Consider the following 23427-nt stretch of genomic DNA (forward strand, 5'->3'; position numbering starts at 1 on the left):
GTCCCCGAAATTTTAACCGAGCGGTACGGAATAGCTCTCCCGACCCTGCGGTTCTCTCCGGTGAACGACTTGAGTACCGAACGGTACAGAATAGGAGAGCCCCTCATGCGACAGCTCGACGGCAAGACCGCCCTCGTCACCGGTGCCACCTCCGGCATCGGCCTGGCCGCCGCACGACGGCTCGCGGCGGAAGGCGCCCACGTCTTCCTCACCGGCCGCCGCAAGGAGGCGCTCGACGAGGCGGTGGCCTCCATCGGCGACCGCGCCACGGGAGTACGAGCGGATGTCGCCGACCTCGGCGACCTCGACCGCCTCTTCGACCGGATCCAGCGGCACGGCAGCCTCGACATCGTCTTCGCCAACGCGGGCGGCGGAGAGTTCGCGGCCCTGCCCGACATCACCTGGGACCACTACGCCGACACCTTCAACACCAACGTCGGGGGCACCCTGTTCACCGTGCAGAAGGCACTCCCGCTGCTCAACCCGGGCGCCTCGATCATCGTGACCGGCTCCAACATCGACACCAAGGGCGCCGCCTCCTTCAGCGTCTACGCCGCGACCAAGGCCGCGCTGCGCTCCCTGACCCGCAGTTGGGCGGCAGAACTCGTCACCCGTGGCATCCGCGTCAACAGCATCGCGCCCGGCCCGATCGAGACGCCCGGTCTCAGCGGTCTCGCGGGCGGCCCCGAGGCGGCCGAACAGCTGCTGAAGGGCCTGGCCGCCGAAGTCCCCATGCAGCGTCTCGGCCGCCCGGAGGAGATCGCCGAGACGGTCCTCTTCCTCGCCGGTGAGGCCAGCAGCTACATGACCGGTGCCGAGATATACGTTGACGGCGGCGCCAGCCAGATCTGACCACCACCACAACCGACCATCCCGATCCACGCACCTGGCACGGGCGCGCCGGGGCGGCCTGCCGAGCTCTTGCAGAACCGGCCGGTCGCCCCGGACGCCCCCGACCCCCTTGAAGGAATCATGCCCACCGTGACCGACCTGCTCGCAGCCAACCTGCACGAAGTCTTCGGGAACCGCGACGCCGCAACCCGCCGTGCGGCCGTCGACCGCATCTACACCGAGGACGTCGTCTTCACCGACCCCGAGGAGACCACCACCGGCCGCGACGCCCTCGCGGACAAGGCCGCCGCCCTCCTCGCCGACGCCCCGGCCGACTTCGAGCTCACCGAGGACGGCAGGCGCTACGCCGGTCCCGACACCGGTGCAGTCGCCTGGGCCTTCGGTCCGCCCGGCGCGCCCGCCGTCCGCGGGATCGACGTCATCACCGTCCGCGACGGAAGGATCGCCGCCGTCATGACGATGTTCACCGCCTGACCCTCGTCACGGTGTGACGAGACCGAGCGCCGAGTCGCAACTCGACGCCGTCCCCGCCCCCTCCGGCGCCCCGAAGCGGGCCAGCGTGTGCCACACCATCTTGAGATGCTGGAGTTCGTACCGTCCCGTCCGTGCGGCGTCGCCGATGATCCGGGGGTCGATCAGCCCGTCCTCGGCGATGCGCGCGCCGAGGTCGGCGTACTGCCGACCGCGGTAGTCGGCGTGGTCGTACAGCGCGGCGACGGTGATGCGGTAGCCGGGGTGCCACTCGACGGGGACGGGGAGCAGGCGGGCCGCGGCCTCGACGGGGGTGTCGCGGTAGCTCGCGTCCAGGACGAGGGCCTCCACATGGCGGGCCAGCTCGACGCCGCCGTGCACCTGGGCCTCGATGTAGTCGTCGAGGGCGTCCTGCTCGTCGGCCTCCGCTCGGGCGATCAGGGACATGCCGGCGGCGACGCCGAAGTGGACCGGCTCGGCGGCACTGTCGGGGTAGCAGAAGGTGGCGCGGGCGAGGGGCTCGCCGGTGAGCCGGAAGTGCGAGGAGCCGAACCGCGGTGCCGCGCCGACCACTTGACGGCGGAAGTTCAGCGCGCCGTACACGGGCCGTTCGTGCGGGGCCGCGTCGTCGTAGGCGCCGCCGAAGATCCGGCTCTCCCAGCGCCAGCGGTCGCCGCCGGGGTGCGCGGTCAGCCCGCCGTTGCTGGTGCCGGTGACGAACTGCGAGTGGTAGACGCCGTCCTGGGCCAGCGCCTCCAGCAGGGGCAGGCCGCGCGCCAGGCGGTCCGGGTGGAAGTTCAGCGTGATGCGCATGTCCGGGGCGACGGCCGGCCCCTGCGACCCGGCCGCCACATGGTTCAGCGCCGCCCGTACCCGGGCCGACTCGACTGGACTCACCGGCTTCCCTCCTCCTCGGCGATCTACTGGATGATCACGCGAAGAGGCGGAAGCCGCACCTCATTTGCCGGTAGCCGCACATCATTTACCGGACGCCGCACCTCATTTGCCGGACGCCGCACATCATTTACCGGACGCCACACCTCATTTACCGGACGCCACACCTCATTTGCCGAGTTCCGGCCCGACCGAGAGCACGATCTTGCCCCGGTTGTCACGCCGTTCCAGCCGCTCGTGGGCGGCCCGCGCCTCCTGGAGCGGTACGACCGTCTCGACCGGCACGCGATAGTCGCCCGCCGCGACCCGCTCCGCGAGTTCCCGCAGGTCGGGACGGGGATCGTAGCCGTGGATCTGAAGGTTGGTGAGCTGGAAGCCGAGGATCGAGGCGTTCTTGGGATAGAAGTCGCGGGTGTCGACGGCGCTCGGCTCCAGGGCCACGTTGGCGAGGGCGACGACCCGGCCGCCGTGCCCCACCTCGCGCAGACTGCGCCCGAAGGCCTGGCCCCCGACCGTGTCGAGGACGACGTCGGCGCCGCGCCCGTCGGTGAGCCGGAGGATCTCCTCGACCTCGGCGTCGCCGGGGTGGGCGGAGGTGTCCACGGTGACGTCGGCGCCGAACTCCCCCGCCCAGGCTGCCTTCTCGGCCGAGCCGGCCAGGGCGAGGACCCGCGCCCCGGCCTCGGCGGCGATCTGCACGGCCGCGGTACCGACACCGCTGGCCGCCGCCTTCACCACCACGGTGTCCCCCTTGGAGACGCGGGCGAGATGGCGCACGCAGTACCAGGCGCTGAGCCAGGCGATCGGCAGGGTGGCGGCCCGGGTGAAGTCGACGCCGTCGGGGAGCACCACCATGTTGTCGGCGGACACCGTGGCCAACTCCGCGTAGAACCCGGATGACTTGCCGCCGTCCAGGGCCATGACCCGCTGCCCCGGCGCCAGGTCCGTCACGCCCTCCCCCACTTCGACGACGACACCCGCCGCCTCGGCGCCCGGGATCAGCGGCGGCTTTCCGGCGCGGTGGTAGCGGCCGGAGCGGAGCAGGGCGTCCGCCCGGTTCACCCCGGCCGCGGCGATCCGCACCAGCACCTCGTCGGGGCCCGGCACCGGATCGGGCACCTCCACCGGCACCAGTACCTCCGGTCCGCCGAACCTGTCGATCCGCACCGCACGCATACCGCACCCGCTCTCTGCCGCAGCCGCACCGAGGCGACTGACACCGGTTGAACTGGTGTCAGCCTCCGACACCGGTTCAACCGGTGTCAAGAGGGGGCGGCAGCACAGCCGACACCGTGTGAACCGGTGTACGCTCGACGCCATGACCGGCAGCCCCGCCCCCGCCGACCCGGCGCTCGCGTTCCCGTTCATCGGCGGGCGCCCCTGCCTGGACTTCGTCGCGACCCTCGGCAGGCGGCACGCCACCCCGCTGGAGCGGCTCCCGGACACCGCCGCCCTCGCCCGCTGGTTCACCGAGGCGCAGCTGGCCGCCGGAGCGGAGCCGGTGCGGGTGAGCGCGCGGGACCTGGCGGACGCCCGTCTGCTGCGGGAAGCCGTGTACGCCCTGGTCCGCACTGCGATGACGGGAGCGGAGCCGGATCCGGCCGACGTGGCCCGGGTCAACGCGGTCGCCGCCCAGCCGGACCTCGCGCCCCAGTTGGGCGCGGCCCGCTGGACGGCACGCGGTCCGGCCCGCGCCGCCCTCGCGACGGTGGCCCGGGACGCCGTACTCCTGGTGCGCGGGCCGCTTCTGGAGCGGGTCAAGGAGTGCGAGAACCCGGACTGCTCCCTGCTGTTCCTGGACGACTCCCAGGCCCGCCGCCGCCGTTGGTGTTCGATGGACCGCTGCGGGAACCTGGCGAAGATCGCCGGATACCGTTCGCGGAGCCGGACCGCCGCCACGCGCTGAGCATCCGCCGACGGGGTGTGGTGGCCGCCGTCACCGCCCCGGCCCCTTGCCGCCGACCGGCCCGAGCCACCAAGGTGGGGCAGCCTTGCGGACCCTGCCGTCCGCAAGGGATGTGTGGACGATTCTGTGAAACGGGAACAGACCAAAGCATGCAAGTTGTACGTGAGTGGACGGCGCCCCTCGTGCGGTACGCGAAGCGGCACCGGGACCCGGTGGCCGTGCAGACCCTGCGATCGGCGGCCGCGGCCACGATCTCGTACGTCATCGCGCTGCGTCTCAGTCCCGAGGCGGCGCCCCTCACCGCGCCGCTGACCGCGCTGCTGGTCGTGCAGGTCACCCTGTACTCCACGCTCACCACCGGTGTGCGCCGGGTGAACTCGGTGGTGGCCGGCGTCCTCGTCGCCATCGCCTTCAGTCTGCTGGTGGGTCTGACCTGGTGGAGCCTGGGTCTGCTGATCGTGGCCTCACTGGTGGTGGGACGGCTGGTGCGGGTCGAGGAGTTCGTGCCCGAGGTGGCGATCAGCGCGATGCTGGTCCTCGGCGTGACGACCGTCGGGGACACCGCCTGGGCGCGGGTCCTGGAGACCCTGATCGGCGCGGTCGTGGGGCTGGCCTGCAATCTGCTGCTCGCTCCCCCGGTGTGGGTGGACGAGGCCGGAGAGTCGATCGAAGGGCTGGCCCGCCGGGTGCGGAGGCTGATGCTGCGGATGGGCGAGGAGGCCGCGGGCCGTCCACCGGTGGAGCTGGCGACCGCCCGGCTGTACGAGGCGCGCGAGCTCGACCACGACATCGTCGAGGTGGACGCGGCGCTCCGGCAGGCCGAGGACAGCCTGAAGCTCAACCCCAGGGTGAAAGAGGGCCTGCTGCACCGGGTGGTGCTGCGCACCGGTCTGGACACCCTGGAGATCTGCACGGTCGTGCTGCGGGTGCTCGCCCGCACCCTCACCGACCTCGCCAAGGAACGCGACCCCTTCGCCGAGGAACCGGGCCTGCTGGAGAAGAGCCAGGATCCCGAACCGCTGTTCGGTCCGGAGACCGGTCGCACGGTGGAGCAGCTGCTGTCCGAGATCGGCGACGCCGTGGTCAGCTTCGCCGTCCTGGTCACCACGCACGTCAGCGTGAGTGCCGAGTCCGCGGAGGCGCGGCTCACCGCCGAACTGCGCCAGGCCTCGGCGACCCGGGACAAGCTCGCCCAGCTGCTGCTTGAGGAGGTCCAGCGCGACACCCGCCACTGGCAGCTGCACGGCGCGGTGCTCACCGAGGTCAACCGCATCCTCGACGAGCTGGACACCGAGCACCGCTCCCGCCGGCTGCTGGAGGAACTGGACCGGGCCGCCCGCGAGCAGCGGGAGCGGATGCCCCATCTGACCCGGCTCCAGGAACGCTGGCGCAGGAACCGCCCGGCACTCACCCGTCGTTCTAGGTGAGGCAGGCACAGCGATCCAGGGGGGCGGACCCATGACGGACACGAGCGTGCGGATCGACGGGAACACACTGCGGCTGCCGGGCGGTGCCGCGGTGCGGTTCATCCGCACCCTGCGCCTGCCCGAGACGGGCACGCATCCGCTGCCGCCGGGGCTCGGCGAGTTCCCCGTGCGGCGCGTCTCCGACTACCCCGACACCGTGCCCGAGCAGTGGCGGGCCCGCGGCGGGGTGATGCTTCCGGTGTATCTGCGGGAGGCGATGTGGCTGAGCTTCGGCGCCACCACCGAGCCCGTCGCCCTCCAGGTCGGGGTGGGCAAGGTGTGCGCGGTCTCCGGCAATCCCTGGAGCGACCGGCTCGCCCGTGACCCGCAGAACTACCTGGTCCTGCCCCGCCAGCCCTGGCTGGACGGCATCAACTCCGGCAAGGGCACGGTCCGCCAGTTCGTGGCGGTGCCGCTCGGCCTCGGCGCGACCGTCGAGGGGCAGGTCACCGGCGAGGAGGTCTGGGGCGGCGTACAGCTCCAGTCGTTCCCGCTGGTCGAGGAGCGGCTGGCCGAGTGGCGGGAGACCCAGCGGCGGATGCGGTCGGCGAGCGGGCCTGGCATGGCTTACGGCGCCGCCGTCCCCATGGCCATGTCGGCGCCCGCGGCTCCGGCGGCGGCGCCCCGCAGCGCTCCCGCGATGGGGCTCGGCGTCGGCGGCTCGATGCGCCAGGAGGTCTACCGCGACGAACGGCCCCTGTCCGACTGGGTGAGCGCTCCGGCCGGGCGGGTGTTCGTGCACCTGGTGACCCCGCCCGAGTGGCGCCGCATCACCGGCGAGGCGCCCCCGCCGTCCCCGGTGGACCGCGCCGCGTACACCAGCGCGGGACTGCCCTGGTTCGACTACTACGACCAGGACGCGGAGGATCTCGCCCCGACGGACACCCTGGAAGGCGTGAAGCCGGTCGGGGACTGGCTGGGGGACGATCACGAGCCCTGGCAGCCGCCGTCGCCCTCGCAGGTCAAGCCGCTGGGGGACGCGCCGGGCAAGCCGGTGCAGGACGGCGACTGGTAGCGGACGGCCGGTCCCGGGTTGCACCGGCCGGGTGATCCGGGCGAAGGTGGCTGTTCAGGCCAGGGACGTCGATCACCCGGGGTGCGCAGGGATGGAGAGTGCGAACGGCGGCTGGAGCAGGCGCCGGTTCGTCGGTGTCCTCGCCGGAGCGGGCTCGGCACTCCTGGGCTGCTCGACGTCGTCCGGGGTGTCACCGGAGTCGGCGTCCGGGGCCTCTTCGGGGGCACCCTCGAAGACCGCCGGCTCCCCCGTGCGCCCCTCGCCGAGCCCGACCGGCACGCCGTCACGCCGGGCCGCGACCGGCCCCCGCGCCCTCTACCTCGGCACCTACACCACCGGGGAGGGCGGCGGCCGCGGTATCGGTGTGGCCCGCTACGACGCCGGCAACGGCCGGATCACCGGCACCGGCACGGTCACCGGCGTCACCAACCCCTCCTATCTCGCCGTGCACCCCGACGGCCGCACGCTGTACGCGGTCGCCGAGCAGGACGCCGGCGCCGTCACCGCCGTACGGCTGGCCGACCGCGAGGTCCTGGGGAGCCGGAGCACGGGCGGGGCGGGGCCGTGCCATCTGTCGGTGCATCCGGGCGGGCGCTGGCTGCTCAGCGCCAACTACGGCTCCGGCAGTGTGGCGGTGCACCCGATCGACGCGTCGGGAGCGCTCGGCGAGCGCAGGGAGACGGTCACGCACTCCCGTCCCGCGCCGGGTCCCGGTCAGGACGGTCCGCACGCCCACCAGTTCCTCACCAGTCCCGACGGCGGTCATGTGCTCGCGGTCGACCTCGGCACCGACACCGTCTACAGCTACCGCCTCGACGAACGCTCCGGCGCGCTCACCGAGGTCGCGCAGGCGCACACCCGGCCCGGTGCCGGGCCGCGGCACCTGACCTTCCATCCCGGGGGCCGGTACGCCTATCTGGCCAACGAGAGCGACAACACCGTGGCGGTCTGCGCCTACGACCGCGGGAGTGGCCGTCTGACCGTCGGGGCGGCGCAGTCCACGGGCACGGGGCCGGGCACCAGCTATCCGGCGCAGCTCCTGGTCACGGCGAACGGCTCGTTCGCCTATCTCGCCAACCGCGGCGACAACAGCCTCACCCGCTACGCGGTGGAGGCGGACGGCGCCCGGCTGCGGCTGCTGGACACCGTGCAGGTGCACGGGGACTTCCCGCGGCACATCGCGTTCTCGCCGGACGGGACACTGCTCTTCGCGGCGAACCAGAGGTCCGGCACCGTCAGCGTCTTCCATGTGAACGCCGAGAGCGGTGCACTGCGGCTCGCCGGTGAGCCGTTCGCCTCACCCGTCGCCGTCTGTGCGCTGCCGCTGTAGGGCGCGCGGGCAGGACGCGGCGCTCGCCTGGGTCAGCAGGACGTGCATGCGCTCCGTCAGCCGCGCCACGTCGTCGGCGGGCGCGTGGAAGGGCAGGCGTACGTCGCCGTGGGCGCGGGCGCGCTCGATGCGCAGGGTCAGTCCGTGCCGGTCCACGGCGAGGGGCTGGACGCGGACCGCGCCGTGCAGGCTGTCGGAGTCGACGAGCCGGGTGAGCCGCTCGACGGCGTCGGGGTGGCAGTCGGCGAGGTGGGTGAGCAGCCGGGCCTCGGCCGTGGCGAGCGGGTCGGGCGCGGCGGCGACGAACTCGTCCAGGTCGACGACGACCGCCCCGGACGGCCTGCGCAGCACCACGCGCGCGGCCTTGAACTCCAGCCTGCCGTCGGCGGGGACGAACCAGCCGGCGATCCACAGCCGGGCGCGGATCCGGCTGCGCACGGGGACGGGGGCCACGTCGGCGAACTCCAGGACGGCGGACGGCTCGCCGCGGGGCGCGCAGATCGCGGCCGCCATGAGGGTGCTGTCCTCGGGCACGTCCAGCGTCACCCGTCCGTCCTCGGCGACGGTGTGCGCGCCGACGAACTCCTCGCGGCCGCCCTCCGCGGTCACCGCGCAGGACCACGAGGCGGCGAGCACCGACCGGGCGTGTTCCGCCGCGGACGGCGCGGCCGTCCAGGGTTGGCTGTCACCCATCCGTTCCTCCTTAGGTAAGGCTTGCCTAACCTATCGAAGATCGGCGATGAAGCCAACCTCCGACGGATGACGGATGTGCGGGTTCCGGTCAGGGCGTGAGAACGCCGAGCAGGGCCCGTGCGCACAGATCGCGCACCTGCTCACGGGTGAGGTCCGGGCCCCTCAGCCACTCCAGGCAGACGGCCGTGGTGAAGGCCAGCCAGCCCCGGACGGCCAGTTGCAGGTCGGGGCGCCCCTGCGCCGCCGGGCCGAACTCCGGGTCGGCGGCCAGCGCGGCGAGGATCTGCCGCTCCTGCGCGGCCAGCGCCCGCTGGTAGACCCGGCGCACCGCCTGGTCCCCGGCCGCGTCAGCACGGTGGAAGGCACGGAAGCCGTGCGCGTGGGCGTGGACGTACTCCAGATACGTGTCCAGCCCCGCCGTGAGCTGCTCGCGCACCGGGACTCCGGGGACGGCGGCCGTCATGGCCAGCATCCGCTCGCTCTCCCGCTCGACGACCGCCGCGAAGAAGTCCCGCTTGGTCGGGAAGTAGTGGTAGAGCAGCCCGCGCGAGACCCCGGCGATCTCGGCGACCTGCTCGATCCACACGTCGTCGTACGGGCTCTCGGAGAACAGTCGCGCCCCCACCGACAGGAGCTGCTCGCGGCGCTCCCCGGTGCTGAGCCTGCGGCGCGTGCGCTCGCCCTGCTTCCCGGCCATGCCCGCACTTTACTTGACGCCGGTTCAACAACGAGATCAGACTGAACCCGCGTTATTGAACCCACGTACAACGTGCGCACCTGCCGCTGGATCAAGGGAGATCGCGTCATGGCGGAGACGACGACGGCCGTCCGGACGAAGGGATTCCGCAGTGCCGAGCTGGGCTGGCCCGAACTGCACCGCATTCCGCGTCCGCCGCACCGGCTCCCCCTGCTCGGTGACGTCCTCGGCGCCAACCGCCGCACTCCGCTCCAGGACTCGCTGCGCTACGCCCGCCAGTTGGGCCCGATCTACCGGCGCAAGGCCTTCAACCGCGAGTTCGTCTTCACCTGGGGCGCCGATCTGGTGGCCGACCTCGCGGACGAGACGCGGTTCGCCAAGCATGTGGGCCTCGGGGTCGCCAATCTGCGCCCGGTCGCCGGGGACGGGCTCTTCACGGCCTACAACCACGAGCCCAACTGGCAGCTGGCGCACGACGTGCTGGCCCCGGGCTTCAGCCGCGAGGCCATGGAGGCCTACCACCCGATGATGCTGGCCGTGGCCGGGCGGCTCACGGACGCCTGGGACCGCGAGCTGGCGGCGGGCCGCTCGGTCGACGTCCCCGGCGACATGACCAAGCTGACCCTGGAGACCATCGCGCGGACCGGGTTCGGCCATGACTTCGGCTCCTTCGAGCGGGACCGGCCGCACCCCTTCGTGACGGCGATGGTGGGCACCCTGACCTACGCGCAGCGGCTCAACTCGGTTCCCTTTCCAGCCCTGCTACGACGTGCCGCCCAGCGCAACGCGGACGACATCGCCTACCTCAACCGCATGGTCGACGACCTGGTCCGGGCCCGGCGCGCCGCGAGCGGGGACGGCGACCTGCTGGACCGGATGCTGGAGACGGCCCACCCCGAGACCGGCGAGCGGCTGTCCCCGGAGAACGTCCGCCGCCAGGTCATCACCTTCCTGGTGGCCGGCCACGAGACCACCTCGGGCGCCCTCTCCTTCGCCCTGCACTACCTCTCCCGCCACCCCGAGGTCGCGGCACGCGCGCGTGCCGAGGTGGACCGGGTCTGGGGCGACGCCGCGATGCCGGGCTACGACCAGGTGGCGAAGCTGCGGTACGTGCGCCGGGTGCTGGACGAGTCGCTGCGGCTGTGGCCGACCGCGCCCGCCTTCGCCCGGGAGGCCGTCGAGGACACCGTGCTGGCCGGGAAGCACCCCATGCGCCGGGGAGCCTGGACGCTGGTGCTCACGCCGATGCTCCAGCGCGATCCCGAGGTGTGGGGCGCCGACGCCGACCGCTTCGACCCGGACCGCTTCGACCCCAAGGCCGTACGGTCGCGTCCGGCGCATGTCTTCAAGCCGTTCGGCACGGGGGCGCGGGCGTGCATCGGACGCCAGTTCGCGCTGCACGAGGCCACGCTGGTGCTCGGTCTGCTGCTGCGCCGCTACGAGCTGCGGGCCGATCCCGGCTACCGGCTCAGCGTGACCGAGCGGCTGACGCTGATGCCGGAGGGGCTGCGGCTGCACCTGGAGCGGCGGACCACGGCCGCCACGGCGACGGCCGCCGAGGAACCCGCAGCGGTCCCGGAGTCACGCTGCCCAGTGCGCGGGGCGGGTGACTGAGTCCGGCAGCCGGGTGCCGGCGCTGCCCCGGGCCGCGTTCAGCTGGGGCTGGGTCAGGAAGAACGCGCCGGTCAGGTCCGCGTCCGTGAGGTCGGTGTCCCGCAGGTCGGCACCGATCAGATCCGCGCCGCGCAGATCGGCGCCGGTGAGGTCGGCCGCGATGAGGTAGGCGCCCCGGAGGGTGGCCCCGCGCAGGTCGGCGCCCTTGAGGCGGGCGCCCATCAGGTCGGCGCCCCGGCGGTTCTTCTTCCTGCCCTTGCCGACCCCCGCTCGTGCCAGCTCGCTGGTCCTGAGCAGGAGGGTGTTGACCTCCTGCCGGTGCGCGGGGACGTCCAGTGCCGTGAGTTCCTCGGCGGTCCCCCGGGTGAGCGCCTCGGTCCGCTCCCGCATCCGGCGCAGGTCGGCGTGGAGCGGGCGGGCCGCGGCCAGGGTGAGCGCCTCGGTGAGGTACCAGAGCAGTTCGTGGAGCTGGCGCACCACGGGGAAGACGTCGAACATCCGGCGGGCGTCCTCGCGCGGGCCGGTGCGCCAGTCCTGGCCGCCGAAGGTGACCTGCGAGACCTTCTGTCCGGCACCGAAGCAGTCGTAGACCGTGCATCCGGTGAAGCCCTCGGTGCGCAGCCTCGCGTGGATCCCGCACCGGTGGTCGCCCTGGAGGTTCGGACAGGGCGTGCCGGCGGGCTTGTCGAGAGCGAAGTCCGCGGAGCGGGCGAAGGGCAGCGCGACACAGCACAGCCCGAAGCACCGCGCGCAGTCACCGCTGAGGTCGATCATCTGTTCTGGCATCGCGGCCAGCCTAACCGGCCCGCCGACCGGCCGAGCTGACGGGAACTCACCGATGAGATTCCGGCGATGTGGGGGTCTCCACATACAACGGAAAACAAGCTCGGCTACCACGGAGAGACCGGCCGAACGAGGCAGGAGCCGACCGCATCGAGGAGACGCCATGTGCAGCCACCAGCCCCCGTGCCCCACCGCCGACAGCCCCGGCCATCCCGGCGCGGCGATCGTCTGCGCCCACCCCGAACAGGGCTGGAGCCTGCTGTGCAACGGCACCATCGTCTTCGACGACACCGGTGAGCTGCTGCCCGACGGGCGGGTCGTGCGCCCGCACCGGCCGCTCGGCCCCCTCGCCGTGGCCGCCTGAGGCGGCGGGCCGGGGTCAGTAGCGTTGCGCCTTGGCCAGCTTGGGGGTCAGTACCGGCTCGGCCGGTTTGCGGCTGACGGCGACGGGCTGGGCCTTCTCCCCCGGCTTCAGGTCCTCGGCGCCGACGTAGCGGGTCTCCACCGTCTTGCCCGCCGAGTCGAGGAAGTCGACCTGGACGGCGTACGAGGCCGTCCGGTCGGTCTTGTTGGTGATGGTGACGACGACGGCGAGCAGCCCGCCGGTCCCGGAGCGCGGCTTGCCGGTCAGGGTGACGTCGGACATCGCGTTGCCCTGGCCGTCGACCTTGGCGAGCTCGGCCTGCGCGGCCTTGTTGGCGCGGAGCGTCTCCGCCGAGACGGAGGCCTCGAAGGAGGAGGCGGCCGCCGAGGCGGAGGCGGCCCGCTCGGAGACCTCGGCCCGTACCGATGCCTTCAGGGACGCGAGCGCCGAGGCCGCGTCGCCGGAGAAGGACGCCGTGTCCGGCGCGGTGGGCGTCGCCGAGGAGACCGACGAGTCGCCGGAGTCGTCGCCGCACGCCGCGAGCGCGAACGTGCTCGCGGCGGCCAGGGTCACGGCGAGGGCTGCGATCCGGGACCGTCCGCGGGGTGACGGTGTGCTCATCGGGTGACGTCCTCTCGGCTCCTGCGTCGACACATGGCCGAAATGAACCTTATGCCGGAATCAGGGCTGAGGCATGTCGTCCGCGACCCCGGGACCGCTCCTCAGACCTCGTCGCGCGCGAGGGCGAGGAGCCGGTCCAGGACCCGGGGGCCGCCCGTCCGGACACCGTCGTGCTCGAACTCGTCCGTCACCCAGGTGCGCAGACCGCGGATCGCCCGGGCGGTCTCGAGGGAGTGGGCCGTGTCGACGTACATGTCGTCGTGGTAGACGGCCGCGGCGACCGGGACCTCGTTGACGGCGAGCCGGGCCGGGTCGTAGAGGGGCTGCCAGTCGGTGCGGGCGGCGAGGAGTTCGGCGGTCTCGCGCAGCGGGCGCAGCGCCGGGTCGCAGTCGAACATCCAGGGGTGGATGGACTCGCCGGTGAACAGCAGCGGTTCGTCCCCGGCGAGCGACTTGGCCGCGTCGAACTGCGGGAACTCGGCGCGCACCCGCTCGGCCGACCAGGCGGTGGGGCGCTCGTCCTGGCCGTAGATCGCCTCGTGGATGAGGGCGTAGAGCGGGTGGGACGCGTACGACAGCAGGCCCTGGACCTCCTCCTGGAAGGCGTCGGAGAGCTCGTGGCCGCCAGGGGTGCGCACGAAGGCGTGCTCCAGCACGAAGTGCAGGCGGTGGCTGCCCTCGCCGCCGCCCAGGAGGATGCCGAGGGACTGGAAGGCCTCGACGGTCAGCCGGTAGCCGATCGGCAGGATCACGTCGTGGGTGAGCAGGTGGTCGGCGATCCGGCGGGCCCGCTCGACGTCCTGCGGGTAGCGGGCGTAGTGCGCGGCGACCTTGCGCTCGATGCGCGGGTAGGCGGCCCGGTAGATGTCGTCGGCGTGGGCGTCGAGGGAGGGCAGACCGCCGGTGACGAGGGCCGCGGCCAGGCCCTCGGGGGCGATGGACAGGTAGGTCGTCGTGCAGAAGCCGCCGAAGCTCTGGCCGAGGACGGTCCAGGGGGCGCCACCGGTGACCTGGGCGCGGATGGCCTCGCAGTCGCGGACGATCGAGTCGCCGCGGAAGTGGGTCAGGTAGTCGGCCTGGGCCGCGGGGCCGCCGCGCAGCGGGAGCGTCTGGCGGTTGGCGGGGCTGGAGTGGCCGGTGCCCCGCTGGTCGAGCAGGAGGACCCGGTACTCCTTCAGGGCCCGGCCGAACCAGGCGCCCTTGCCGACGAAGCGGTTCGCGCCGAAGCCCGGTCCGCCCTGGAGGTACACCAGCCAGGGCAGGTTCTGGCCCGCCCTGTCGCTCGCGACGGCCTCGCGGGCGTAGAGCTCGATCGTCTCCCCGGCCGGGTCGTCGTGGTCGAGGGGGACGGTGAACCGGCGGTCGGTGAGGACGAGGCCGGGCTGGCGGTAGGTCGCGGTCAACAGGGCTCCCGGGACGGACGGACATAGGGACGGACGTTCTGTGGGCGCGTCCCAGTTCAACACATGTTCGTCCGCCGTCCGACCCCTTCGATCATGAAATCTTACTGACTCCTGGGTCAGCGGGCCGCGAGGCTGGAGCGGCGCACCACCAGTTCGGGCTGGAGCACCACCCGGCGGTGCTCGTGCCGCTTGCCGGTGGTCTCCACCTCCGTCTCCTCCAGGAGCAGCTCGGCGGCGAGCGCGCCCATGGTGACGGCGGGCTGGCGCACCGAGGTGAGCGGGACGGCCGCGGCGGCCGCGAACTCGATGTCGTCGTAGCCGACGATGGCGAGGTCGTCGGGGACCGTCACCCCGGCCGCGTACATGGCCTGGAGGACACCGAGGGCGAGCAGGTCGTTGGCGCAGAACACGGCGGTCGGGCGGTCCGCGAGACCGAGGAGGCGGGCGCCGGCGTCCCGGCCCGCGGCCACGTCGAGGCGCTCGGTGGGCAGCTCGCGCAGGTGCTCCGGGCCCAGGCCCGCCTCGGCCAGCGCGTTCAGGGCGCCGGTACGGCGGTCACGGACCTGGTTGAGGCCGGGCGGGCCGCTGACGTACGCGATGGAGCGGTGCCCGGCGTCCACGAGGTGGCGCACCGCGAGCGCGCCGCCGGCCACGTCGTCGACGGAGACCGAGCACTCGGTGGTGCCCTCGGCGACCCGGTCGACCAGGACGAAGGGGATGCCGTGCCGGCGGAAGGAGGCGATGTTGCGGCCGGAGGCGTCGGTCGGGGTGAGCAGCACTCCCCGGACCCGCTGTTCGGCGAAGAGGGAGAGGTACTCGGCCTCCTCGCTCGCGCTCTGGGCGCTGTTGCAGACCATCACGCCGAGGCCGTCCTCGCGGGCGGCCCGCTCGGCGCCGCGGGCCACGTCCACGAAGAAGGGGTTGCCCATGTCGAGGACGAGCAGGCCCATGATCCGGCTGCGGCCCGCGCGCAGCTGGCGCGCGGACTCGCTGCGGACGTAGCCGAGCCGGTCTATCGCGGACAGCACGCGCGCCCGGGTCTCGGTGGCGACGGAGTCCGGGCGGTTGATGACGTTCGAGACCGTGCCGACGGAGACTCCGGCGGCGCGGGCGACGTCCTTGATACCCACCGACTGGGCCATCGGGCAGGGACCTCCAGGGGAACAAGGGGCGGCGGGGGCCTTCACAGTACCCGCAGGCCGCCCCCACACAGGGTGCGATCAGGCGGGCAGGGCGAAGTCCACGACGTGGAGCGCCGAGGGGGTCGTACCGCTCGACTTCTCCTGGTACATGAACGACAGCACGTTGTCCCGGGCGATCCGCGTCTCGTCGATCACGACCTCGCCGAAGGCGTTCAGGCCGCTGCCGTCGAAAAGGATCGTCCAGTCGGTGTGTCCGGAGGCCTTGGAGGCGCCGGCGATCCGGCCGAACGGGAAGATCGCGTAGGCGTTGTCGTACTTGTCCAGGACCAGCTTGGTGCGCTGGCTGGAGCCGAGCACGACCGGGATCTCGGTCTTCTGCCAGGTGCCCGTGGAGGTCTTGCGGACGTGGAAGGCGCGGCCGTTCGCGGTGCGGTCGGCGACGTAGTTGGTGGTGCACTGGCCGAAGCGGCCGGGGACGTAGCTGATGATCGCGTGCGGGAGGCCCGCGGAGTCCGTGAACTGGCTCTCCTGGTTCATCAGGGAGTGGTCCGGGTTGAGCGCGTCGATCACCAGGCCGGCGTCGGTGACGGCGACCTTGTCGGAGCCGCCGGTGGTGCCGACGACGGTCCCGGCGTTGTTGCGCCAGGTGCGGCCGCGGTCGTCGGAGTAGACGTAGCCGGTGTCGTGGTTGGTGATGCCGCCGGAGGAGCACATCACGGCGCCGTTCTGCTCGCGCCAGGTGAAGAAGGAGTGCAGCCGGCCGTTCCGGTCGTAGTCGATGCCGTGCAGGTACATGTTGCGGGCCGTGGAGGAGCCGTGCTCGCTGGTGTAGGTGCCGGTGGCGCTGGACCACTCCCCGAGGTCGGTCCAGGTCGAACCGTCGTACTCGGCGAGGGCGTTGCGGCCGTTGCCGGATATCGCGACGCGGTAGCTGAGCTGGAGCCTGCCGTCGGGGGTGGAGACGAACTGCGGGTAGGTGAACTGCGAGGTGAGGGCGAGGCCGTCCAGGGTGGACCGGGGTGCGCCGAAGCGGGCGGCGGTCCAGCTCAGTGCGGACGGGTTGTCCATGAGTCCGGCGACCGACTTGACGTAGGTGAAGCCGTCGCTGTGCGAGTCCATGTTGAGGTGGAGGCGGCCGTCCACTGTGGAGACGCCCATGGAGATGACGTTGTGGGAGTCGCTGGTCTTGAGGGTGTGACCGACCTGGACGGTGGACCAGGTGCCGGAGCCCAGGACGCGACGGCCGACGACGGCGTTCCTGTCGGCGGTGTACCAGACCGCGTACTGGTAGCCCTTGTAGGTCAACAGGCCGTTCTTCTGGAACGAGTTGTTGTTCACCAGGCCGTCGTAGGAGACGAAGAAGATCGCCTGGGTGTCGAGCGTGGTGGTGCCGGTGCGGGTGACGGAGGGACCCGGGTCGGCGGCGCGGGCGGTTCCTGAGGCAAGGGCGGGGGTCATGACGGCTCCGGTCAGGGCGGCGCCCAGCAGCGTACGTCTCTTCATCCGTGCGGCTCCTGATGGGGGGTCAGGCGAGGTGGAACACCTCGGTGAGCGGTTTCATCGCCTCGTCGGGGCGGGCTCCGTCGAGGGACTCGAAGAACTCGCCCATCTCGGCCTGCCAGCGGGCGTTGACGTCGGTGGCTTCCATACCGGCCTTGGCGGCCTCGAAGTCCTCGGTCTCCAGGTAGCCGACGAGCAGGCCGTCGTCGCGCAGGAAGAGCGAGTAGTTGTGCCAGCCGGTGGCCGAGAGTGCCTGAAGCATCTCCGGCCACACGGCGGCGTGACGTTCGCGGTACTCGGCGATCCGGTCCTCACGGACCTTGAGGAGGAAACAGACGCGCTGCATGCAGTACCGCTCCTTCAGGGGGAGATCAGAAGTTGAACTGGTCGATGTTCTTGGCGTCGAACACGGTCGGCTTGCCGAGGTTGATCACGCCGTCCTTGCCGATGGTGTACGTCGTCTCGCCGGCCTTGAAGGTCTCGCCCTCCTTGCCGGTGATCTGGCCGGAGACCAGGGCCACGGCGGTCTGGGCGGCCAGCGCGCCGAGCTTCGCCGGGTCCCACAGCTCGAACGCCTCGACGGTGCCGTTCTTGACGTACTTGCGCATGTCGTTGGGGGTGCCGAGGCCGGTCAGCTTGACCTTGCCCTTGTACTTGGAGCCGGAGAGGTACTGGGCGGCGGCCTTGATGCCCACCGTGGTCGGGGAGATGATCCCCTTCAGGTTCGGGTACTCCTGGAGCAGGCCCTGGGTCTGCTGGAAGGACTGCTGGGCGTCGTCGTTGCCGTACGCGACCTTGACGAGCTTGATGTTCTTGTACTTGTCCTGCTTCAGCTCGTCCTTCATGAAGTCGATCCAGGTGTTCTGGTTCGTCGCGGTCTGCGCGGCGGACAGGATCGCGATCTCGCCCTTGTAGCCGATCTGCTCGGCGAGCAGCTGCACCTCGGTGCGGCCGAGGTCCTCGGCGGAGGCCTGCGAGACGAAGGCGTTGCGGCAGTCCGGCTTGGTGTCGGAGTCGTACGTGACGACCTTGATGTCGTTCTTCATGGCCTGCTTGAGCGCGGTGCACAGGGCGCCCGGGTCCTGCGCGGACACGGCCATCGCGTTCACCTGCTGCTGGGTGAGCGTGTTGACGTAGGAGACCTGGCCCGCGGTGTCGGTGGCGCTGGAGGGACCGACCTCCTTGTACTTCGAGCCAAGCTCGGTCAGGGCCGTCTCGCCGCCCTTGTCGGCGGAGGTGAAGTACGGGTTGTTGACCTGCTTGGGCAGGAAGCCGACGGTCAGGCCCTTCTTGGTGGCCGCGTTCGGGTCGGCCTTGGCGGTGGTGGCCGCGGAGGCGCCCTCGTTCTCCACGTCCTTCTTGGTGGTGCCGCCACAGGCGGTCAGGGCGAGGGCGAGCGAGGTACCGGCGGCGAGGGCTGCGCAGGCACGGCGGAGCGAAGACTTACGCATGGCGGGGTTCCTTTGGAAGAAGGGTGAGTTGAAGTACTTCGGGGCGCGGGGCTGTGTCGGTATGCGGCTCCGCCGCGTGGGCGCGACCAGCCACGGCGGACCGGCAGCCGAGATACGGCCTATCCGGTGGAGCGTGCCGCCCTCGCCACCGCGATCTGGCGCGCGACCCTGGGGCCTAGTACGGACAGGACGAGAAGTACACCGGTGACGACGATCTGCGACTGCGCCGAGACGTCCTGGAGGCTCATCACGTTCTGGAGCGTGCCGAGGAGGAAGACTCCCGCGATGGCGCCGCCGAGCGTCCCCTTGCCGCCGTCGAAGTCGATACCACCGAGCAACACCGCCGCGATGACGGACAGTTCGAGCCCGGTCGCGTTGTCATACCGAGCGGACGCGTAGTGCAGCGCCCAGAAGACGCCGGTGAGCGAGGCCATGAGGCCCGTCACCGTGAACAGGATCAGCTTCTGGCGCTTGACCCGGACGCCGGCGAACCGGGCGGCCTCCTCGCTGGCACCGGTCGCGAACGTGGACCGGCCGAACGGCGTCGCGTGCAGGACGACCACGGCGATCGCGAACAGGACCAGGAAGGGGATGAAGGCCTGCGGCAGGAAGGTGTCCCCGATCCGCCCGGCCGCGAAGTCCAGGTACTGCGTAGGGAAGTCGGTCACCGCGTCGGAGCCGAGCACGATCTGCGCGATGCCCCGGTAGGCGGCGAGGGTGCCGATGGTGACGGCGAGGGAGGGCAGGCCGAGCCGGGTGACGAGCAGGCCGTTGACCAGGCCGCACACCACGCCGAGGACCAGGCAGATCGGGATGATCATCTCGATCGTCAGGCCCTGGTTCCACAGGGCGCCCATCACCGCGCCGGACAGGCCGGCGGTGGAGGCGACCGAGAGGTCGATCTCGCCGGAGACCACGAGCAGGGTCATCGGCAGGGCCATCAGAGCGATCGGCAGGGTGTTGCCGATCAGGAACGACAGGTTCAGCGCGTTGCCGAAGCCGTCGACCGTGCCGAAGGACAGCAGCAGGACGACGATCAGGAGCGCGCCGACGACCGTATCCCACCGGATCGCGCGGCTGAGGGACTCAGGCATGGCGGGCGTTCCTCTTCTTCAGGGCGGAGGCCACGCGCAGCGCGACGACCCGGTCGACCGCGATGGCGAGGATGAGCAGGATGCCGTTGATGGCGAGCACCCAGACCGAGCTGACGCCGAGGGCGGGCAGCACACTGTTGATCGAGGTCAGCAGCAGAGCACCGAGGGCCGCGCCGTAGACGCTGCCGGAGCCGCCGGTGAAGACGACACCGCCGACCACGACCGCGCTGACGACGGTCAGTTCGTAGCCGGTGCCGGTCCCGGAGTCGACGTTGCCGAACCGGGCCAGGTACATCGCCCCGGCGAGGCCGGCGAGGGCGCCGCAGAAGGTGTACGCGGCCAGGATCCGCTTGCGCACCGGGATGCCGGCGAGCCGGGCGGCCTCGGGGTTGGAGCCGAGCGCGTAGAGCTCGCGTCCGCTGCCGAAGTGCTTGAGGTAGTAGGCGGTGGCGACCAGCACCGCGAGCGCGATCAGGGCCAGCCAGGGCACCGCGGAGACGCCGCCGGAGCCGAAGTTCACGAACCCGTCCGGGAGGTCGGCCGCCGTGATCTGGCGGGAGCCGACCCAGATGGAGTCGATGCCCCGGATGATGTAGAGCGTGCCCAGGGTCACCACCAGCGCGGGGACCTGACCGAGGCTCACGAGGAGGCCGTTGAGCAGGCCGAAGCCGATGCCCATCAGGACCGCCAGGACCACGGCCACGACGGGGTTTCCGCCGCCCTGGAGGTAGGTGCCGGCGGCGAAGGCGCTGATGCCGAGGGTGGAGCCGACCGAGAGGTCGACGTTCCTGGTGATGACGACCAGCGACTGTCCGGTGGCGACCAGGACCAGGATCGTGGCGTTCAGCAGCAGGTCCTTGATGCCCTGCTCGGTGAGGAAGTCGCTGTTCCCGATCTGGGTGACGACGATCATCGCCAGGAAGACGACCAGGATGGCGAGTTCGCGCATCCTGAAGACGCGGTCGACCAGACGGGTGCCGCTGGACTTGGGCACGTCGGTCACGGGCGCCGGGTTGGGAGTCGTCACCGTCATGCGGCGGCCCTCCGGGGGGCAGGGGGCGTCTGGGCGGGCTTCATGCGGCGGCCCTCCCGGTGGCTGCGGCCATCACGGTTTCCTCGGTGGCGTCGGAGCGCAAGATCTCGGCGGTCAGCCGGCCCTCGTGCATCACCAGCACGCGGTCGGCCATGCCGAGGATCTCGGGCAGGTCGGAGGAGATCATCAAGATGGCCACCCCGTCGGCGGCCAGCTCGCTGAGCAGCCGGTGCACCTCGGCCTTGGTGCCGACGTCGATGCCCCGGGTCGGCTCGTCGACGATGAGCACCTTGGGGCCGGTGGCCAGCCACTTGGCGAGGACGACCTTCTGCTGGTTGCCGCCCGACAGCGTGTTCACGGTGTCGGCGATCCGGGCGTACTTCACCTGGAGCTTGACGGCCCAGTCGAGGGAGCGGCTGCGCTCGGCGCCGCGGTCCATCAGGCCGGCCTTCACGGTGGTGCGCAGGCCGGTGAGGCCGATGTTGCGCTCGATGGACATGTCCATCACCAGGCCCTGGGCGCGCCGGTCCTCGGGGACCAGGGCGAGCCCGGCGGCCATCGCGGTGGAGGGGGCGCCGTTGACCAGCGCCCTGCCGCCCACGGAGACCTCTCCGGCGTCCCAGCGGTCGATGCCGAACACCGCCCGGGCGACTTCGGTACGGCCCGCTCCGACGAGTCCCGCAAGTCCTACGATCTCGCCGCGCCTGACCTCGAACGAGACATCGGTGAAGACGCCCTCCCGGGTCAGCCGGCTCACGGTGAGCGCGACCTCTCCGGGCCGTACGTCCTGCTTGGGGTAGAGCTCCTCCAGGTCGCGGCCGACCATGCGGCGGACGAGGTCGTCCTCGGTCATGCCCTCGATCGGCTCGCTGGAGATCCAGGCGCCGTCGCGCAGGGTGGTGACCCGCCGGCAGATCTGGAAGATCTCCTCCAGTCGGTGGGAGATGAACAGCACCGCGGCGCCCTGCTCGCGCAGCGTCTTGACCACGCCGAAGAGGCGGGCCACCTCACTGCCGGTCAGAGCCGCCGTGGGCTCGTCCATGATCAGGACGCGGGCCTCGAAGGACAGCGCCTTGGCGATCTCGACGATCTGCTGGTCGGCGATGGACAGGCCGCGTGCCGGGCGGTCGGGGTCGAGGTCGACGCCGAGGCGCTGCATCAGCGCGAGGGTCGCGGCGTGCGTGGCCTTGTGGTCGATCCGGCCGAGGGCACGCCGGGGCTGACGGCCCATGAAGATGTTCTCGGCGATCGAGAGGTCGGGAAAGAGCGTGGGCTCCTGGTAGATCACGGCGATACCGGCGTCGCGGGCGTCACCGGGGCCGTGGAAGACGACCGGCTCGCCGTCGAGCAGTACCTGGCCGGTGTCCGGTCGGTGCACTCCTGCGAGGGTCTTGATGAGGGTCGACTTGCCCGCGCCGTTCTCGCCGGCGAGAGCGTGTACCTCCCCGGGAAACAGCTCCAGGGAGACGTCCCGCAGGGCGCGGACCGCGCCGAAGGACTTCGAGATGTCCTTGAGCGCGAGTACCGGGGCCGGACCCGTGGTGGACGGGTGGGTCATGGGGGCTCCTCGACGACGCCGGCGGGAGGCCCTCACAGCGTCGTGAAAGGTTTCAACTTGGTTGCCGGGACGTTAGACATGGAGCGCATGTCACGTCAATGGGTTCGTGTCGAAAAAGTTTCGATGGACTCAGGTCACGGCAGGGTCACGGGCAACAGCCTTGGTCGCAGGGGTTGACACCTCCCCGAGGGCCTCATACTTTCCCGTCTTGAATCGTTTCATAGGGAAGCAGTTCACACAGCCCTTCGGACCCGACGTCACAGGAGCCCTCAAGTGACCGAGCTCGCCGCGGTGAAGGCCGCGCTCAGGACCCAGGCCGTCGAGACGCCGTCGTGGGCGTACGGGAACTCGGGGACCCGCTTCAAGGTGTTCGCCCAGCAGGGCGTGCCGCGTACCCCGCAGGAGAAACTGGAGGACGCGGCCCAGGTGCACGCGTTCACCGGGGTGGCCCCGACCGTCGCGCTGCACATCCCGTGGGACAAGGTCGAGGACTACGCCGCGCTGGCTAAGTTCGCCGAGGAGCGGGGCGTGAAGCTGGGCGCCATCAACTCCAACACCTTCCAGGACGACGACTACAAGCTGGGCAGCATCTGCCATCCGGAGGCGGCCGTACGGCGGAAGGCTCTCGACCATCTGCTGGAGTGCGTCGACATCATGGACGCCACGGGCTCCACGGACCTCAAGCTGTGGTTCGCCGACGGCACGAACTATCCCGGTCAGGACGACATCCGCGCGCGGCAGGACCGGCTCGCGGAGGGGCTCGCCGAGGTGTACGACCGTCTGGGCGACGGGCAGCGCATGCTGCTGGAGTACAAGTTCTTCGAGCCGGCCTTCTACTCGACCGACGTGCCGGACTGGGGGACGGCGTACGCGCACTGTCTGAAGCTCGGGCCCAAGGCGCAGGTGGTCGTGGACACCGGGCACCACGCGCCCGGCACCAACATCGAGTTCATCGTCGCCACGCTGCTGCGGGAGGGGAAGCTCGGCGGGTTCGACTTCAACTCGCGGTTCTACGCGGACGACGACCTCATGGTGGGCGCGGCTGATCCGTTCCAGCTGTTCCGGATCATGTACGAGGTCATCCGGGGCGGTGGCTTCACGCCGGACGTCGCCTTCATGCTCGACCAGTGCCACAACATCGAGGCGAAGATTCCGGCGATCATTCGGTCCGTGATGAACGTGCAGGAAGCCACCGCGAAGGCTCTGCTGGTCGACCGCGTCGCTCTGGCCGACGCGCAGGCTTCCGGCGACGTTCTCGAGGCGAACGCGGTGCTGATGGACGCGTACAACACCGATGTGCGGCCTCTTCTTTCCGAGGTGCGGGAAGAGATGGGGTTGGACGCCGATCCGATCGCTGCGTACAAGCGGTCCGGGTGGGCCGAGAAGATCGTGGCCTCGCGGGTTGGTGGGGAACAGGCTGGGTGGGGGGCGTGAGCGTCTGCCTGGATCTGTCGTCTGCGGGGTGCGGGCCGTGTGTGGCTGGTCGCGCAGTTCCCCGCGCCCCTAGGTAGGAAATCTCCCCCCTCTTTCAAGAAGGACT

General features: G+C 71.3%; 23 protein-coding genes. 9 read left to right on the top strand and 14 right to left on the bottom strand.

Annotated elements, in window-relative coordinates; genetic code table 11:
- Positions 1-105 precede the first annotated feature (105 nt).
- The gene (locus tag ACFULQ_RS04540; protein ID WP_383538035.1) at positions 106-852 is read left to right on the top strand and encodes an SDR family NAD(P)-dependent oxidoreductase; all 747 of its coding nucleotides are present in this window, start codon (positions 106-108) and stop codon (positions 850-852) included.
- Between the two features lie 120 nt (positions 853-972).
- Complete coding sequence (locus ACFULQ_RS04545) at positions 973-1326, top strand: nuclear transport factor 2 family protein (RefSeq protein WP_383538037.1); 354 nt, start codon at positions 973-975, stop codon at positions 1324-1326.
- A 6-nt stretch (positions 1327-1332) separates the two neighbouring features.
- Here the strand turns inward: ACFULQ_RS04545 and ACFULQ_RS04550 are convergent, their stop codons facing one another.
- Both ACFULQ_RS04550 and ACFULQ_RS04555 read right to left on the bottom strand, forming a co-directional pair.
- A complete protein-coding gene (locus ACFULQ_RS04550; protein ID WP_383538138.1) occupies positions 1333-2175 on the bottom strand; it encodes a DUF3626 domain-containing protein in 843 nt (280 codons plus the stop codon).
- A 210-nt stretch (positions 2176-2385) separates the two neighbouring features.
- Complete coding sequence (locus tag ACFULQ_RS04555; RefSeq protein ID WP_383538039.1) at positions 2386-3393, bottom strand: zinc-binding alcohol dehydrogenase family protein; 1008 nt, start codon at positions 3391-3393, stop codon at positions 2386-2388.
- 142 nt (positions 3394-3535) lie between these two features.
- Between ACFULQ_RS04555 and ACFULQ_RS04560 the strand changes: the two genes are divergently transcribed.
- The 4 genes from ACFULQ_RS04560 to ACFULQ_RS04575 all read left to right on the top strand — a co-directional run bounded on the left by ACFULQ_RS04560 (position 3536) and on the right by ACFULQ_RS04575 (position 7934).
- A complete protein-coding gene (locus tag ACFULQ_RS04560) occupies positions 3536-4123 on the top strand; it encodes a CGNR zinc finger domain-containing protein (RefSeq protein WP_383538041.1) in 588 nt (195 codons plus the stop codon).
- Between the two features lie 149 nt (positions 4124-4272).
- Complete coding sequence (locus tag ACFULQ_RS04565) at positions 4273-5550, top strand: aromatic acid exporter family protein (protein ID WP_383538044.1); 1278 nt, start codon at positions 4273-4275, stop codon at positions 5548-5550.
- A 31-nt stretch (positions 5551-5581) separates the two neighbouring features.
- A complete protein-coding gene (locus ACFULQ_RS04570) occupies positions 5582-6604 on the top strand; it encodes a hypothetical protein (RefSeq protein ID WP_383538046.1) in 1023 nt (340 codons plus the stop codon).
- Between the two features lie 91 nt (positions 6605-6695).
- Positions 6696-7934, top strand: a complete 1239-nt coding sequence (locus ACFULQ_RS04575) for a lactonase family protein (RefSeq protein WP_383538049.1) — start codon at positions 6696-6698, stop codon at positions 7932-7934.
- Here the strand turns inward: ACFULQ_RS04575 and ACFULQ_RS04580 are convergent.
- Both ACFULQ_RS04580 and ACFULQ_RS04585 read right to left on the bottom strand, forming a co-directional pair.
- Positions 7902-8627, bottom strand: coding sequence for a DUF2470 domain-containing protein (locus tag ACFULQ_RS04580; RefSeq protein ID WP_383538051.1), 726 nt, complete (start codon positions 8625-8627; stop codon positions 7902-7904). The genes ACFULQ_RS04575 and ACFULQ_RS04580 overlap by 33 nt on opposite strands.
- Before the next feature lie 88 nt (positions 8628-8715).
- Entirely contained in the window at positions 8716-9324 is a 609-nt protein-coding gene (locus tag ACFULQ_RS04585) for a TetR/AcrR family transcriptional regulator (protein WP_383538054.1), read from the bottom strand.
- A gap of 108 nt (positions 9325-9432) precedes the next feature.
- Here ACFULQ_RS04585 and ACFULQ_RS04590 point away from each other — a divergent pair, with 108 nt between their 5' ends.
- A complete protein-coding gene (locus tag ACFULQ_RS04590) occupies positions 9433-10938 on the top strand; it encodes a cytochrome P450 (protein ID WP_383538057.1) in 1506 nt (501 codons plus the stop codon).
- Here ACFULQ_RS04590 and ACFULQ_RS04595 read toward each other — a convergent pair.
- Positions 10906-11724 (bottom strand): pentapeptide repeat-containing protein, encoded by an 819-nt coding sequence (locus ACFULQ_RS04595; RefSeq protein WP_383538059.1) that lies wholly within the window; start codon positions 11722-11724, stop codon positions 10906-10908. The genes ACFULQ_RS04590 and ACFULQ_RS04595 overlap by 33 nt on opposite strands.
- 160 nt (positions 11725-11884) lie before the next feature.
- On the opposite strand from ACFULQ_RS04595, the gene ACFULQ_RS04600 reads away from it, so the two are divergent.
- Positions 11885-12085, top strand: coding sequence for a DUF5999 family protein (locus ACFULQ_RS04600; protein ID WP_383538062.1), 201 nt, complete (start codon positions 11885-11887; stop codon positions 12083-12085).
- A gap of 15 nt (positions 12086-12100) precedes the next feature.
- On the opposite strand, the gene ACFULQ_RS04605 is transcribed toward ACFULQ_RS04600, so the two are convergent.
- From ACFULQ_RS04605 to ACFULQ_RS04645, 9 genes are all read right to left on the bottom strand, one after another.
- Positions 12101-12706 (bottom strand): FxLYD domain-containing protein, encoded by a 606-nt coding sequence (locus ACFULQ_RS04605; protein WP_383538065.1) that lies wholly within the window; start codon positions 12704-12706, stop codon positions 12101-12103.
- Between the two features lie 101 nt (positions 12707-12807).
- Positions 12808-14109 (bottom strand): alpha/beta fold hydrolase, encoded by a 1302-nt coding sequence (locus ACFULQ_RS04610; protein WP_383538067.1) that lies wholly within the window; start codon positions 14107-14109, stop codon positions 12808-12810.
- Between the two features lie 116 nt (positions 14110-14225).
- Positions 14226-15251: a LacI family DNA-binding transcriptional regulator gene (locus ACFULQ_RS04615; RefSeq protein WP_383538069.1), complete on the bottom strand. Its 1026-nt coding sequence runs from the start codon at positions 15249-15251 to the stop codon at positions 14226-14228.
- A gap of 78 nt (positions 15252-15329) precedes the next feature.
- A complete protein-coding gene (locus ACFULQ_RS04620) occupies positions 15330-16754 on the bottom strand; it encodes a BNR repeat-containing protein (RefSeq protein WP_383538072.1) in 1425 nt (474 codons plus the stop codon).
- Positions 16755-16776: 22 nt separating this feature from the next.
- On the bottom strand, positions 16777-17097 hold the full coding sequence (locus tag ACFULQ_RS04625) for an L-rhamnose mutarotase (protein ID WP_383538075.1): 321 nt from the start codon (positions 17095-17097) through the stop codon (positions 16777-16779).
- 25 nt (positions 17098-17122) lie between these two features.
- Positions 17123-18202: a rhamnose ABC transporter substrate-binding protein gene (gene rhaS / locus ACFULQ_RS04630; RefSeq protein WP_383538078.1), complete on the bottom strand. Its 1080-nt coding sequence runs from the start codon at positions 18200-18202 to the stop codon at positions 17123-17125.
- A 119-nt stretch (positions 18203-18321) separates the two neighbouring features.
- A complete protein-coding gene (locus tag ACFULQ_RS04635; RefSeq protein WP_383538080.1) occupies positions 18322-19296 on the bottom strand; it encodes an ABC transporter permease in 975 nt (324 codons plus the stop codon).
- Positions 19289-20329, bottom strand: a complete 1041-nt coding sequence (locus ACFULQ_RS04640) for an ABC transporter permease (protein WP_383538083.1) — start codon at positions 20327-20329, stop codon at positions 19289-19291. The genes ACFULQ_RS04635 and ACFULQ_RS04640 overlap by 8 nt, the downstream gene beginning before the upstream one ends.
- Before the next feature lie 40 nt (positions 20330-20369).
- Positions 20370-21887 (bottom strand): sugar ABC transporter ATP-binding protein, encoded by a 1518-nt coding sequence (locus ACFULQ_RS04645; protein WP_383538086.1) that lies wholly within the window; start codon positions 21885-21887, stop codon positions 20370-20372.
- Positions 21888-22160: 273 nt separating this feature from the next.
- On the opposite strand from ACFULQ_RS04645, the gene rhaI reads away from it, so the two are divergent.
- Positions 22161-23321, top strand: coding sequence for an L-rhamnose isomerase (gene rhaI / locus ACFULQ_RS04650; protein ID WP_383538088.1), 1161 nt, complete (start codon positions 22161-22163; stop codon positions 23319-23321).
- Positions 23322-23427 lie beyond the last annotated feature (106 nt).

This window comes from Streptomyces sp. NPDC057253, from assembly GCF_042669125.1.
In the GTDB taxonomy this organism is placed as follows: Bacteria; Actinomycetota; Actinomycetes; order Streptomycetales; family Streptomycetaceae; genus Streptomyces.